12 protein-coding genes and 1 pseudogene are annotated in these 14,014 nt (G+C 66.4%); 12 read left to right on the top strand and 1 reads right to left on the bottom strand.

All coding sequences use genetic code 11. From position 1 onward, the window contains the following. From AC1DQ3_RS12310 to AC1DQ3_RS12280, 7 genes and pseudogenes are all read left to right on the top strand, one after another. A pseudogene (locus AC1DQ3_RS12310) lies at nt 1-148 on the top strand (TenA family transcriptional regulator); the annotation flags it as partial. 80 nt (nt 149-228) lie between these two features. Further along, nucleotides 229-582 carry a 2Fe-2S iron-sulfur cluster-binding protein gene (locus AC1DQ3_RS12305; RefSeq protein WP_477120467.1) on the top strand — a complete coding sequence of 118 codons (354 nt, stop codon included), beginning with the start codon at nt 229-231 and terminating at the stop codon, nt 580-582. Between the two features lie 25 nt (nt 583-607). Beyond that, nucleotides 608-931 (top strand): ferredoxin, encoded by a 324-nt coding sequence (locus AC1DQ3_RS12300; protein ID WP_477120466.1) that lies wholly within the window; start codon nt 608-610, stop codon nt 929-931. A gap of 66 nt (nt 932-997) precedes the next feature. After that, on the top strand, nt 998-1,321 hold the full coding sequence (locus tag AC1DQ3_RS12295) for a 2Fe-2S iron-sulfur cluster-binding protein (RefSeq protein ID WP_477120465.1): 324 nt from the start codon (nt 998-1,000) through the stop codon (nt 1,319-1,321). Between the two features lie 197 nt (nt 1,322-1,518). Next, on the top strand, nt 1,519-3,060 hold the full coding sequence (locus AC1DQ3_RS12290) for a hypothetical protein (protein WP_477120464.1): 1,542 nt from the start codon (nt 1,519-1,521) through the stop codon (nt 3,058-3,060). A gap of 63 nt (nt 3,061-3,123) precedes the next feature. Beyond that, nucleotides 3,124-4,632 (top strand): gamma-glutamyltransferase family protein, encoded by a 1,509-nt coding sequence (locus AC1DQ3_RS12285; RefSeq protein ID WP_477120463.1) that lies wholly within the window; start codon nt 3,124-3,126, stop codon nt 4,630-4,632. Between the two features lie 54 nt (nt 4,633-4,686). Continuing rightward, a complete protein-coding gene (locus AC1DQ3_RS12280; protein WP_477120462.1) occupies nt 4,687-5,307 on the top strand; it encodes a glutathione S-transferase family protein in 621 nt (206 codons plus the stop codon). An 11-nt stretch (nt 5,308-5,318) separates the two neighbouring features. Here AC1DQ3_RS12280 and AC1DQ3_RS12275 read toward each other — a convergent pair whose 3' ends face one another. Beyond that, nucleotides 5,319-6,482 (bottom strand): OpgC domain-containing protein, encoded by a 1,164-nt coding sequence (locus AC1DQ3_RS12275; protein ID WP_477120461.1) that lies wholly within the window; start codon nt 6,480-6,482, stop codon nt 5,319-5,321. Between the two features lie 577 nt (nt 6,483-7,059). Between AC1DQ3_RS12275 and tcuC the strand changes: the two genes are divergently transcribed. The 5 genes from tcuC to AC1DQ3_RS12250 all read left to right on the top strand — a co-directional run bounded on the left by tcuC (nt 7,060) and on the right by AC1DQ3_RS12250 (nt 13,980). Next, the gene (tcuC, locus tag AC1DQ3_RS12270; protein ID WP_477120460.1) at nt 7,060-8,358 is read left to right on the top strand and encodes a tricarballylate/proton symporter TcuC; all 1,299 of its coding nucleotides are present in this window, start codon (nt 7,060-7,062) and stop codon (nt 8,356-8,358) included. Nucleotides 8,359-8,593: 235 nt separating this feature from the next. After that, a complete protein-coding gene (locus tag AC1DQ3_RS12265) occupies nt 8,594-10,147 on the top strand; it encodes a class I adenylate-forming enzyme family protein (protein WP_477120475.1) in 1,554 nt (517 codons plus the stop codon). 116 nt (nt 10,148-10,263) lie between these two features. Then, on the top strand, nt 10,264-11,430 hold the full coding sequence (locus AC1DQ3_RS12260) for a thiolase domain-containing protein (protein WP_477120459.1): 1,167 nt from the start codon (nt 10,264-10,266) through the stop codon (nt 11,428-11,430). 4 nt (nt 11,431-11,434) lie between these two features. Beyond that, on the top strand, nt 11,435-11,833 hold the full coding sequence (locus AC1DQ3_RS12255) for a Zn-ribbon domain-containing OB-fold protein (RefSeq protein ID WP_477120458.1): 399 nt from the start codon (nt 11,435-11,437) through the stop codon (nt 11,831-11,833). 320 nt (nt 11,834-12,153) lie between these two features. After that, the gene (locus tag AC1DQ3_RS12250) at nt 12,154-13,980 is read left to right on the top strand and encodes a methyl-accepting chemotaxis protein (protein WP_477120457.1); all 1,827 of its coding nucleotides are present in this window, start codon (nt 12,154-12,156) and stop codon (nt 13,978-13,980) included. The last annotated feature ends 34 nt before the right edge of the window (nt 13,981-14,014 follow it).

The raw sequence follows: 14,014 nt of genomic DNA, 5'->3' as shown, positions 1-14,014 counted from the left end.
GGAGCACGCCAACACCGTCGAGCTGCAGCAGCGCTGCCTGAAGATCTGCGAAATCGGCGCCCAGATGCGCCTGCTCTACACCACCGCGCTCTACCACGACTACGTCGCGCAGGAAATTCCCCTGCCCGAACTGGACATGGCCGCCTGAGACGGCCGCCAGAGCGCGCAATAACACGCGGCCGGGCGCATCGCCCCGGCCGCCCCACAGACCGCTTGCGGAAACGTTGTATGCCGAAAGTCGTATTTCACAAGAACGGCCAGACCTTCGAGGATGAGGTCAAACCCAGTACCAACCTGGTGGTGCGCGCAGGGATCAAGCAGTTTCCCTACCCGAACCTGCGCTATGAGTGCGGCATGGGCAAGTGCTCCAAGTGCGCCTGCCGTGTGATCGCCGGCGGCGAACACCTGCCGCCGCCGAACTGGAAGGAAAAGAAGCAACTGGGCGAACGGCTGGAACAGGGCTATCGCCTGACCTGCCAGATCTGGCTGGAGCACGACATCGAGCTGATGCAGGATGAACTGCCGCCGGAAAGCGCCGCGGCCAACGTCGCGCAAATCGGCGTCCCGGCCAGCCCTCAGTAACCAGCAACCTCCGAGCAGCGCAGTCATGTACGTGATACTCAGCAGCAAGCCAGGGCAATTCAGGACCGAACTGGTCGAGGGGCTGGTCGCCGTCGAGGCTTACGACTATCTCTTCTATGGCCGCAAGACCGCCCACTTCGTCATCGCCGAAATGGCGTACCCGGTCAAGGTGAAGGTGGTCGAGGAATTCTGCCTCGACGCGGACCCGGATGCCGCGCAGGCGCCGACCATCAACTACGTACCCTCGAAATTCCTCGAGAAATTCGACACGCTGCAGGATGCCCGCGAAGAACTCCAGCGCCTCGCCACATTCGGCAGCATGGACATCTCGCTGGTGAAGCGCGAATAACGCGCGTATCAACCTTGTATGACCGGCACGACGCCGGGCAGCCCCTCATGCAATCGGATTGTCTTCATGATTGAAATCACCTTTGTCAGCAACGACGGCAAGGTCGTCAGCGCCCCCGAGAACAGCAACCTGCTGCGCGTGTCCCTGCGCGAGAAAGGCGGCATCCCCTTCAAGTGCGGCGGCGGCCTGTGCGGCACCTGCAAGTGCAAGATCGAACGCGGGCTGGAGTTCACCGACGCCGTCAAGCCGAAGGAGCGCAAGCACCTGACGGAGGCGCAGTTTGGCGAGGGCTACCGCATGGCCTGCCAGACCTTCGTCAACGGCGATATCAGCGTGTCCTGGGAAGTCCAGGTGAGCCCGGCCAGGGCTGTCGGGACGGTTGCCGGATAACTCCAGGCAAGCCACGGCGCCCGGCGACCGCAGTGACGCAGCGCGCGCCCGGCATCCCTGAACGGGACCCGCAGCGCACTTGCACGCCACGCGGCCCCGCCAAGGGTTGCCGCGCCGGTGCCAAGCCAGCTACGATGCGTCGGCACAGACCGGCAGCCCCTACCCAGCCACGCCGGCACAGGAGACAAGCCCCCAAAATGGAATCACACATCGCCCTCGGCGCGGCCCACTGGGTCTACCTCGCCGGCGTTCTCGCCATCGTGCTGACGATGGTGTTCCGCGCCAACGTCGTCGTGCCCGCCATCGTCGCGACCTTCCTCGTCACGCTGGCCTGGACCCATAGCCCGGTCAGCGCCCTGGCCAGCATTTTCAACGCCAGCCTGGTGGCCGCGCGCGAGCTGTTCAATATCTTCCTGGTGATCGCGCTGATGACAGCGCTGCTCAACGCGCTCAAATCGCTGCGCTCGGACGTGCGCATGGTGGAGCCCTTCCGCGCGGTGATGAAGAACGGCCATGCCGCCTACTTCATGCTGGCCGCCATCACCTACACCATCTCGCTGTTCTTCTGGCCCACGCCGGCGATCCCGCTGGTATCCGCCATCCTGCTGCCGGCGGCGATCGCCGCCGGGCTGCCGCCGCTGGCGGGCGCCATGGCCATCGCTATCGCGGGCCAGGGCACCGCGCTGTCATCCGACTATGTGATCGGGGTGGCGCCGGGCATCAGCGCCAAGGCAGCCGGGGCCGCGGTCAGCGCCGCCATGGTGGCGGACCGCGCGCTGGTGCTGTCGCTGATCACCGGCGGCATCGCGCTCACGATGGCTTACTTCTCCATCCGCGCGCAGATCCGTCCCGCCCATGCCGACCACCTGGAACGCTGGCAAGGCCGCGCACCCGACGCGCGCCTGGCGAATGTCGAAGCCGCCGGCAGCTTCGACAAAGCCGAACTGGCGCGCGGCACCGCGCACGACGAACCGCTCGGCACCGATGCCAATATCGCACGCAGCCTCTCGATGGTGGATCTGCGCCAGATCAAGTGGTCGAAGGTCTTCGCCGTGCTGACGCCGGTAGCCTTCGCCGCCGTGATCGCGCTGATGGTGGTGCCCAAGCTTGGCCTGGGCGTGGCCGAGCTCAAGGGCGGCGAGGCAGCCGCCATGGTGGGCGGCATGGCCGCGCTGCTGATGATCCTGTGCACGCTGGCGGCCGAGGGGCCGCGCAAGATGCTGGATGCCAGCGCCGAGCACATCACCGACGGTTTTGTCTTTGCCTTCAAGGCGATGGGCTCCGTGCTGCCGATCGCGGGCTTCTTCTTTATCGGCGCGGGCGACACCGCCGGCGCCATCCTGCAGATTGGCTCGGGCCATGCGCCCAGCCTGCTGTTCGAGCTGATCCAGGGCGCCGGGCAATGGATCCCCAACAACCACGTCATGGTGGCGTTCGGCGTGCTGCTGGTGGGCATGATCACCGGCATCGACGGCTCCGGCTTTGCCGGCCTGCCGCTGACCGGCACGCTGGCCGGCGCGCTGGGCCCGACCGTCGGCATCGACGCCGCCACGCTGTGCGCGGTGGGCCAGATGGGCGCGGTCTGGACCGGTGGCGGCACGTTGATTGCGTGGTCCTCGCTGGTGGCTATCACCGGTTTCGCGCGCGTGCCGGTGCTCGATGCGGTGCGGGCCCTGCTGATGCCGGTGCTGGCGGGCCTGGCCGTATCGACGCTGTGCGCCGTGGTGCTGTGGCGCTGAGAGACCGCTCACGCTCGGCACGGCGTCATACCCAATTGATTTGATTCTCCTGGAGCGCTACGCATGACATCCACAGCTTCCGCCAGCCTTGCCGCCACGGCCGCCATCGCTGGCGGCGAAGGCGTGCGCGCCGCGCACTGCATGGTCGCCACCGGCCACCCGCTCGCCGCCGAGGCCGCGCTGCAAGTGCTGCGCGAAGGCGGCAGCGCTATCGATGCGGCGCTCGCGGCCGATGCCATCCTCGGCGTGGTGGAACCGATGGCCACCGGCATCGGTGGCGACCTGCTGGCCATGATCGTCGAGCCCGATGGCCATGCCGTCAGCTACAACGGCACGGGGCGCGCGCCCGCCGCCTTCCCAATGGACGCGCTGGCCGGCCTGCCCAGGCAGCGCATCCCCGAGCGCCATGCGCTGTCGCTGACCACGCCCGGCTTGGTGCGCGGCTGGGAAGACCTGCACCGCCGCTACGGCCGGCTGGAATGGAAACGGCTATTCGCACCCGCCATTGCGCTGGCGCGCGACGGCTTCGCGGTAGCGCCGGTGGCGGCGCGGGAATGGGCCTTGTTCGACCGCGTGCTGCATCAAGACCCGGTCTGCGCGGCGCTGTATCGCGCTGGCCGCCCGCCGGCAGCCGGGGAGATATTCAGCAACCCGGAACTGGCCGCCACGCTGGCCGCCATCGCCGCCGAAGGCGCCGATGCCTACTACCTCGGCAAGCCGGCCCAGGCCGCTGAAACGGCCAGCCGCAATGCCGGCGGCGCTCTGGCTGCCGCCGACTTCGCGACCCATCGGGGCGATTTCTGCACGCCTGTCTCCACCGGTTTTCGCGGCCTGACCATCCTCGAATGCCCGCCCAATACGCACGGCATCGCCATCCTGCACGCGCTGGACGAACTGGGTGAACTCGATCCTGCCCTGTTGGCGCAGGACGATCCCGCAGCCGTGCTGCGCACGGTGCAGGCCATGGGCCGCGCCATGCAGTACGCCAGGGAGACCGTGGCGGACCCGGCCGGCAATACCGTCTGCACCGTAGTGGTGGACCGCGACGGTCTGGCGGTCACGTTGATGACCAGCATCTTCAAGCGCTTCGGTTCGGGCATTGCCGTGCCCGGTTGCGGCTTCGTGCTGCAGAACCGCGGCTTCGGCTTTGCCGGCCCCGGCCATATCAACAGTCCGGCTCCCAACAAACGTCCGTATCACACCGTGGTGCCCGGCGCGGCGCTGCGCGATGGCCGCTTCCATGCTGGCTTCGGCGTGGTGGGCGGGTTGATGCAGCCGCAAGGCCAGCTGCAGTTGCTGGTCAGGCTGGCCGCCTGGCAGCAACCGCTGCAGGCCGCACTGGACGCGCCGCGCTGGCGGCTTGAATCCGATACCGCCCTTGCCATCGAGGCCGGCATGCCGCCGGAGATCGTCAGGGTCCTGCGCGATGCTGGCTTTGCCGACCCCGCCGGCCTGGGCGAACTCGGCGGGCGCAGCGATTTCGGCGGCGCACAGATCGTCATGCGCGATGCGTCCGGCACGCTGCTCGGCGCCTCGGACAAACGCAAGGACGGCATTGCGCTGGGCGAGTAAAACCTCGTCCGGAATGATCCCCTTTCATCCTCCCAACCCGCTGGAGCCTCACCGGTGACCCTGAAGATCTACGGCATTCCCGCCTCGCGCGCCATCCGTCCCATCTGGGCGGCGGAAGAACTCGGCCTGCCCTACGAGAACATCCCGCTGCATTACGCCTCGGCCGAGGTCAAGGCACCCGCCTACCTGGCGATCAATCCCAACGGCACGGTGCCCGCCATCGACGACGAGGGCCACATCGTCTACGAGTCGCTCGCCATCACGCTGTACCTGGCCCGCAAGCACGCGGCGCGGGGCCTGTGGAACGGCACGCAGTCGCAGGACGCGCACATTCTGCAATGGACCTTGTGGGCCGCCACCATGATGGAGCCGCTCACCACGCAATGGGCCCAGCATACCCGGCTGCTGCCGGCCGCCGAGCGCAATCCAGCGCTGGCCGGCGGTGCGCTGGCTGCATTGCGCAAGCCGCTGGCCGTGCTGGACGCGCATTGCGCGCGCCAGCCCTACCTGTTGGGCGATGTTTTCACGGTGGCGGACCTGAACGTGGCGTCGGTGCTGCACCGGCTGGCCGATCTGGATGCCGCGGGCTTTGCCAGCCTGGGCGAGTGGCACCAGCGCTGCGTGACGCGGCCGGCGGCGCAGCGTGCATTTGCGTTGCGGCAGAAGGCGGCCTGAGCGACGGCTGCCTAAGCGACCGCCCTCCTCACTTCCTTCCTCGCTTCCGCCCTCACTTCCTTCCTCTCCTCCTTGCGCCGCCCATACCAGCCGCCGATCGCCAGCAGCAGCGCCACCGCCACGATGTCGCCACCCAGCGCAATGGGCCGCGAGGGCCGGCCGCCGGCAATGCCATAGGTAAAGCCTTCGATCACCACCGACAGCACGGCGCCAAAGACGAAGCAAAACAGGCTGTGGCGGCCGATCTGCACCACCGGCCCCATCAGTGACGCCAGCCGCGCCACCCAGCCCGCGCGCACCGCGAGGTAGCACAGCCAGGCCAGCCCGAGAAAGCTCACGATACGCAGCGCCGCCAGGCTTTTCTTGGGCAGCGGGAAGACCATGGTCGGCACCCATGCTGGCAGCCACGGCTCGTACACATGCGGACGCATCCACAGGTAGGCCAGCAACACACCTGCCAGGGTCACCGCCACCGCGAGCACCGTGACGACCCAGCGCACCAGCGCCTGGCGCGGCAGGATCACGTCCGGCCGCAGGCGCGTCATCAGGCCCAGGCCGAACAGCAGTTGCCAGGCAAAGGGGTTGAAGCTCCAGCCGTTGCCATCGCTGCTAGGCAGCAGCGGCGTGAGCATCGGCGCCATCAGCCACAGCAACGCGCTGGCCCCGATAAACATCAGCGGCAGCGCCCGCGCCATGCGTATCGCCAGCGAAGCGAACAGGATGAACACGGCGTACATCGGCAGCACGTCGGAGACAAAAGGCTGCCGGGCGACACTGAACACCTCGATCAGCGTGCCGAGCGGATGCGCCATGAAGATCGGCGCCTCCGTGGAGTGGATCACCGGCGCCGGCACCCTGGCCAGCGCCAGCAACAGGCCGAACACCAGCATCAACACGCCTGTCAGCACGAACGCCTTGTAGATCTCCCAGCTACGGCGGATCAGGCGGTTCTGCGCGGCGCCGGCGCCGTGCCGCGCCTCCATGGCAACGTAGGCCGCCCCTGCCGAATAACCGGCCAGGAAGACAAAGATCTCCGCCGCGTCGAAGAGCGCGAAATTGCGGATGGTGTAGTCGGCCAGCACGCTGCCGTTCACATGGTCCACCACGATGAAAATCAGCGCGATACCGCGAATCAGGTCAACCTCGGTCCTGCGCCGGGTTCCGTTTATCGACAAAAGCAACTCCTGCAATACCTGGCAATCCGGGCGCTCCGACAAAGGGCCCGGATGTCTCAGAGACCATTGAACCATGGTCCCCGCTATAAAAATGATTTAATCAGCACCCAAAGGTAGCCGGTGGCGTTCAGCGTGCTGCTGGTGCATCACTCGACTTTGTCCTTGAATAGGGAAAAAAGTGCGACGGGCGATGCGCGCCCGTTGGCGCGGACGGCAAAAGGCCCCGGCGATGCAGCCGCGCCAGGGTGAAATGATACGGCATACTGGGGATTACCCTAGGACATGCTGCCAATCGACGAAGGCCTGGCGGTGGAAGCAATGCAGTTCATGGTCGCCGCGGCGTCGCACGATGCGCGGGGGACAGCCGCGCTTTCGTCGAGAAGCGTCCGGCGGTGTTTCGCGGCGCCTGAGTCCGCGGCCAGGCCTTGCCGAAGCGGCAGCTCTCGCACATGCCGGACTGGCAATGGGCGCTTGCAGCGCATATATTGACCAGCACAAGCGCGGCCCCGGCCGGCTGGCCGGCCTCCGCCCCCGGGGATACGGATAGCCGGTACGGCATGCCCGAAGGAGACTGGCGATGCAAGCGCAAATGGCAGGCACTGCCGCACCCGATTCCTCGAAGGCAGGCGCCGTACTGCGCGTCACCAGCGGCAACTTCCTTGAACAGTTCGACTTCTTCCTGTTCGGTTTCTACGCCACCTATATCGCCCACGCATTCTTTCCGTCGAACAGCGAATTCGCCTCGCTGATGCTGACCTTCGCCGTGTTTGGCGCGGGTTTCCTGATGCGCCCGCTCGGCGCCATCATCCTTGGGGCCTATATCGACAAGGTGGGGCGCCGCAAAGGACTGATCGTGACGTTGTCGCTCATGGCGTGCGGCACCATTCTGATCGCCCTTGTGCCGGGCTATGCCACCATCGGCCTGATGGCGCCGCTGCTGGTGCTGATCGGCCGCCTGCTGCAGGGCTTCTCGGCGGGCGCCGAGCTGGGCGGCGTCTCGGTCTACCTGGCGGAAATGGCGACACCGGGCCACAAGGGCTTCTATACCGCCTGGCAGTCGGCCAGCCAGCAGATCGCCATCGTCGTGGCAGCCGGGCTCGGCTTTGCGCTGAACCACTGGATGACCAGGGAGGCGCTCGGCGAGTGGGGCTGGCGCATTCCGTTCTTTATCGGCTGCCTGATCGTGCCTTTCCTCTTCGTGCTGCGCCGTTCGCTGCAGGAAACCGAGGAATTCAGCGCCCGCCGGCACCATCCGAGCACGCGCGAGGTATTCGATTCGATGCTGCGCAACTGGCGCACGGTGCTGGCCGGCATGCTGCTGGTGGCGATGACTACGACCACCTTTTACCTGATCACCGTCTACACCCCGACCTTCGGCAAGACGGTGCTCAAGCTCAGCACCGCCGACAGCCTGGCGGTGACGCTGTGCGTGGGCATCTCCAACTTTTTCTGGCTGCCCATCGGCGGCGCGCTGTCCGACCGCATCGGCCGCCGCCCTATCCTGCTGGCGATTACCTTGATCGCGCTGGTCACCGCTTATCCCGCGCTAGCGTGGCTGGCCAGCGCGCCCAGCTTCGAGCGCATGCTGCTGGTGCTGCTGTGGCTGTCCTTCCTGTTCGGCATGTACAACGGTGCCATGGTGGTGGCCCTGACCGAGGTGATGCCCTTCGAGGTGCGCGTGGCCGGCTTCTCGCTGGCCTACAGCCTCGCCACCGCCGTGTTCGGCGGCTTTACGCCGGCGATTTCGACCTACCTGATCGAGGTCACGGGCGACAAGGCCGCGCCGGGTTACTGGATGTCCTTTGCCGCTGCGTGCGGGTTGCTGGCCACCATCATCCTGTATCGCAAGGGGCGACCCGTAGCTTCGGCATTTTGAGGCGTTTGCTCCGTTGTGCACCGCAACAGAGATTTCCGGCAAGCCCCTCTTCCAAAAAGCCAAATTGCCGAAGCCGGCACAAAGCGCGACACTCTCTGCCAGCAGCGGGCGCAACAGGTGCGAGAGACGCGGCCGGCAAGCCATCGCCTGCCGGCCATTGCGCCGGCACAGGCCAGCCACGAGACAAGCAAGCACACCCCGAGAGCCGCAACGGCAGCCCCATCCCTCTATGCCTATGTCACCGACCAGCACCGACTTCACCTCCCTGCCCGCCCTGGTCGACGCACAAGCCGCGTTACGGCCGCAGCACCCTGCCGTGGTGCTGGACCAGCACAGCGTCGACTTCGCCACCCTCAACCAGCTCGCCGACCGGGTGGCTGCCGCGCTGCAGCGCGATGGCGTGCCGGCGCGGGGGGCCGTGGCGATCTGCGCGGCCACCTCGATCGAATACGTCGCCGCCTTCCTCGGCAGCCTGCGTGCCGGCGTGGCGGTGGCGCCGTTGTCCCCGGCGCTGAACCCGCAGACGCTGCGCGGCATGGTGCAGGATTCGGGAGCGCGCCGGCTGTTTATCGATGCCAGCACGCGCGATGCCCTGCACGGACTGGAAGCCGAACTGGGTATTCCCTGCATAGCGCTGGACGACAGCGACGCGGGACTGGCCTTCACCAAATGGCTGGCCCCCGGGAACGCCCGGCCGGCGCCGGTCGACGTGCAGCCCGACTGGGCTTTCAACCTGATCTACTCGTCCGGCACCACCGGCGTGCCCAAGGGCATCATCCAGCCTTTCGGCATGCGCTCTTCACACGTGCAGCGGGGCACCCAGGGCGGCTACGGGCCGGACAGCGTGACACTGCTATCGACCCCGCTGTACTCCAACACCACGCTGGTCAGCCTGTTCCCCACCTTGTCGCTGGGCGGCACCGTGGTGCTGATGCGCAAGTTCGATGCCGGCCAGTATCTCGAACTGGCGGCCCGGCATCGCGTCACCCACACCATGCTGGTGCCGGTGCAGTACCAGCGCATCCTGGCGCACCCGGACTTCGCCCGTACCGACTTGTCGTCGTTCCGCTACAAGTTCTGCACCAGCGCGCCCTTTGCCGCCGCGCTGAAGGCCGAGGTGCTGGCCCGCTGGCCGGGTGCGCTGATCGAGTACTACGGCATGACCGAGGGCGGTGGCCGCTGCGAACTGCGCGCCCACGAGCATCCGGACAAGCTGCATACGGTCGGGCGTCCGTCCGCGGATACCGACATGCGGCTGTTGGACGACGACGGCCGGGAGTTGCCGGCGGATGCGCCGCCGGGTACGCCGGGCGAGATCGTCGGGCACTCCCCCGCGATGATGTCCGCCTACCATAACCATCCGGAGAAGACGGCCGAGGCCGAGTGGTTCGATGCTACCGGCAAGCGTTTCATCCGCACCGGCGACGTCGGCTATTTCGATGCCGATGGCTTCCTGATCCTGATGGACCGCAAGAAGGACATGATCATCTCCGGCGGCTTCAACATCTATCCGAGCGATATCGAAGCGGTGCTGCTGGGCCATGCGGACATCGCCGATGCGGCCGTGGTCGGGGTGCCGTCGGAGCGCTGGGGCGAAACGCCGGTGGCCTTCGTGGTGCTGCGGCCCGGCGCCACGGCCGAGGCGGCCGGACTGCTCGACGAGGTCAACGGCCGGCTGGAAAAAATGCAGCGGCTTGCCGCGCTGGTACTGACGGACGAACTGCCGCGCAACGCGATCGGCAAGGTGCTCAAGCGCGACTTGCGCGAACGGTTCGGACGCGCGCCCTGAGCCTGCGGCGCGCGGCAGCAAACAGGAACGCAAGGCATCTGCTTAAATCATTCCGTCGATTCGTCGATTCCGTCGATTTCAGGACACCAAGACACCCGGGACAACCAGGGAGACCCATGAGCATCAACGGCAAGGCATATATCGTCGGGGCCTACGAGCACCCGACCCGCAAGGCACCGGACAAGACTGTCGCGCAACTGCACGCCGAGTCCGCCAAAGGCGCGCTGGAAGACGCCGGGCTGACCCTGCAGGACGTGGACGGATACTTCTGCGCGGGCGACGCGCCCGGCCTCGGCGCGCTCAATATGGTCGACTACCTCGGCCTGAAAGTGCGCCATGTCGATTCCACGGACACTGGCGGGTCGGCATATATCGTCCACGTCTCGCACGCCGCGCAGGCCATCGCCGCCGGCAAGTGCAATGTGGCGCTGATCACGCTGGCCGGACGGCCGCGCTCGGAAGGATCGAGCGGCACGCAGGCGCGCAACTGGGGGGCGAATCTGCCCGACCAGCCTTTTGAGGCGCCGTTCAACCCGGTGACCGTGAATTTGTACGCCATGGTGGCGATGCGCCATATGCACCAGTACGGCACCACCAGCGAGCAGCTCGCGTGGGTCAAGGTTGCCGCCTCTCATCACGCCCAGCACAACCCCAACGCCATGCTGCGCGACGTGGTGACCGTGGATGATGTGCTCGGCTCGGCGATGATTTCCGACCCGCTGCACAAGCTCGACTGCTGTGTCGTGTCCGACGGCGGCGGCGCGCTGATCGTGGCCCGCCCGGAGATCGCCGCCAGGCTCAAGCGCCCAAAGGTCAAGATCCTCGGCGCCGGCGAAGCCGTCAAAGGCCAGCTCGGCGGCATGGTCGACCTGAGCTGGTCGGGCGCCGCCATCTCTGGCCCGATCGCCTTTGAAGAAGCGGGCATCCGTGCGTCCGATATCAAATACGCCTCGATCTACGACAGTTTCACCATCACGGTACTGATGCAGCTGGAAGACCTGGGTTTCTGCAAGAAGGGCGAAGGCGGCAGGTTCGTGGCCGACGGCAACCTGATTTCCGGCGTGGGCAAGCTGCCCTTCAATACCGACGGCGGCGGCCTGTGCAACAACCACCCGGCCAATCGCGGCGGCATCACCAAGGTGATCGAAGCGGTACGCCAGCTGCGCGGCGAAGCGCATCCGGCCGTGCAGGTCAAGAACTGCGACCTCGCGCTGGCCCAGGGCACGGGCGGCTATCTCGGCTCGCGCCACGGCAGCGCCACCCTGATCCTGGAACGGGAGTAATTCGATGAGCACACCCTACACCGCCACTCCCCTCAAATCGCCGCAGGTAGCGCCGGACAACACCGAGTTCTGGGAAGCCGCGCGCGCCGGCCGGCTGCTCGTCAAGCACTGCAAGTCCTGCGGCAAACCGCACTGGTATCCGCGCACACTGTGCCCGTTCTGCATGGGCGAGACCGAATGGAAGCAGGCCTCGGGCCGCGGCACCATCTATTCATTCACCGTCACCCGCCGCGCCGGCCCCACGCCCTTCTGCATCGCCTATGTGGCGCTGGAAGAAGGCGTGACCATGATGACCAACATCGTGGACTGCGACCTGGATACGGTGCGTATCGGGCAGGAAGTCAAGCTCGTGTTCACGCCCACGGAGGACGGGCCGCCTGTGCCTACCTTCACGCCGCGCTAAGCGGGATCGAAGCAGGAAGGCGCCGCGGCCAGGCCGCGGCGCCTTCACATCGGGTATCGATGCGGGCCCCTCAGCCCGCACCACCGTCCCATCGCACGCAGCCATGTCCGAAGTTACAGACAGGCAGGGCCAGTACCAGCACGCTGGTTAGCGGCGGATCCGGCACGTGGCGGGCCAGCAAATGGCACCGTGCCGTGCAATGTCTGCACATTTTCGCGCAAGCCCTACAGTTCCCCACCAGTTGTCCGTTAGCCGGGTCACGCTGACCGACAACAAAATTGCCGGAGGCCTTTTCCACAACCGCACCTACCCCACCGCGCATGCCTCTCTCGCTACGTACACGCATTACGGCGACCTGTGTCGCCATTGTTGTCACCGCCCTGTCGGCATCCACCGGCATCACCTACGTTGTCACAAAGCATAGCGACGAACGCACCCTGAGGCAGAACCTCGCCACCATCACCCAAGGCAACGCCCAGGCCATCACGGAGTGGCTGACCGCACGTGCCGCCATGGTGCAAGCTGTTTCCCCCGAAAGCCTTGCCGGCGATCCCATGTCCGCGGTCACGCAACTGGAAAAATCCGGTGGTTTTGTCGTGGCTTATGCGGGATATCCGGACAAGCACGCGGTGTTTTCCCGCGACCTCGGCATTCCCGCGGACTACGACCCCACAGGCCGCCCGTGGTACCAGGCCGCGGTCAAGGCCGGCAAGCTGGTGATCACGCAGCCGTACGAAGACATCGCTTCGAAAAAACTCGTGGTGACGCTGGCCCTGCCGGTGCTGGCCAATGGCCAGCTGAAAGCCGTGGTGGCCGCTGACGTCAACCTGGATGCCGTCACTGCCATCGTGACAGGCATCCACCCCACTCCTGCCAGCTTCGCCTTCCTGGCCGATAACAGCGGCCGCATCGTTGCGCATCCGGACGCCAAGCTCAACCTCAAGCCTGCCACCGACCTGTCCGCCGAGCTGACAGCGAACGCGCTGGACAGCCTGGCGGATCTCGACAAGCCGTTCGCGGTGACGATAGCCGGCGCGGCCAAGCTGCTCCATGCGGAGCCAGTCAAGAATTCGGACTGGCGACTGGTTGTCGCCATGGATGAGGACGAAGCCCTCGCCGGCCTGCGCGAAGTGCTGCGGGCCATGTCCATGACACTGGTGGCTGTGGCCTTGCTCGCCGCCGCGGTGGGCTCCGTGATGACTGCCTCGGCGTTCCGGCGGCTGTCCCAGGTGCGCGCGGCGATGGACGAAATCGGCTCCGGGAACGGCGACCTGACCAAGCGGCTGCCGGCTGACGGACAAGACGAAGTCGCCCGGATTGCCCGCTCGTTCAATCAGTTTGCCGACAAGCTATCCACCGTCCTGATCGATATCCGCGACAGCAGCGAATCCGTCCGGACAGCAGCCGCGGAAATCTCCCAGGGCAATATCGACTTGTCGTCGCGCACCGAGCAGGCTGCCGCCAGCCTGGAGCAGACGGCTGCGTCCATGGACCAGCTCACCGGCACCGTGCAGAACTCGGCCGAAGCCGCAGTGCGTGCCGGCGAACTGGCTGCGTCGGCGTCCCAGGTCGCCAACCGCGGAGGCGAAGCCGTTGCGCGGGTGGTGACTACGATGCAGGAAATCTCCACGGCGTCGACCAAGATCCACGACATTATCGGCGTCATCGACGGCATTGCATTCCAGACCAATATCCTCGCGCTGAACGCTGCCGTGGAAGCCGCCCGCGCCGGAGAACAAGGGCGTGGATTCGCCGTGGTGGCCGGCGAAGTCCGCACGCTTGCGCAACGCAGCGCCCAGGCCGCCAAGGAGATCAAGGTGTTGATCAGCAAGTCGGTGGAGAAGGTGGATTCGGGCGCGGACCTGGTGCAGGAAGCCGGGGAAACCATGAACAGCATTGTCGCCAGCGTGAAGCAGGTGGAGCAGGTGCTCAGCGAAATCTCGGCCGCGGGTGGCGAACAGAGCGTCGGCATCATGCAGGTCAACCAGGCCGTGGGCCAGCTCGACAACACCACGCAGCAGAATGCGGCGCTGGTCGAGCAAGCGTCGGCTGCCGCCGGCTTCCTGCATGAGCAGGCCAACAAGCTTGCCGACGCGGTGAGCCAGTTCCGGCTGGCCCGGGCGCATGGCGGCGCGCTAGTGGCTTGAAGCACCAGGGAACGCCAGTAGCGGAGCCCATGGT

It is taken from the genome of Cupriavidus sp. 01T418, from assembly GCF_056398885.1.
The sequence above is the reverse complement of the archived record's forward strand: the minus strand, read 5'-3'. Positions and strand labels throughout refer to the sequence as shown.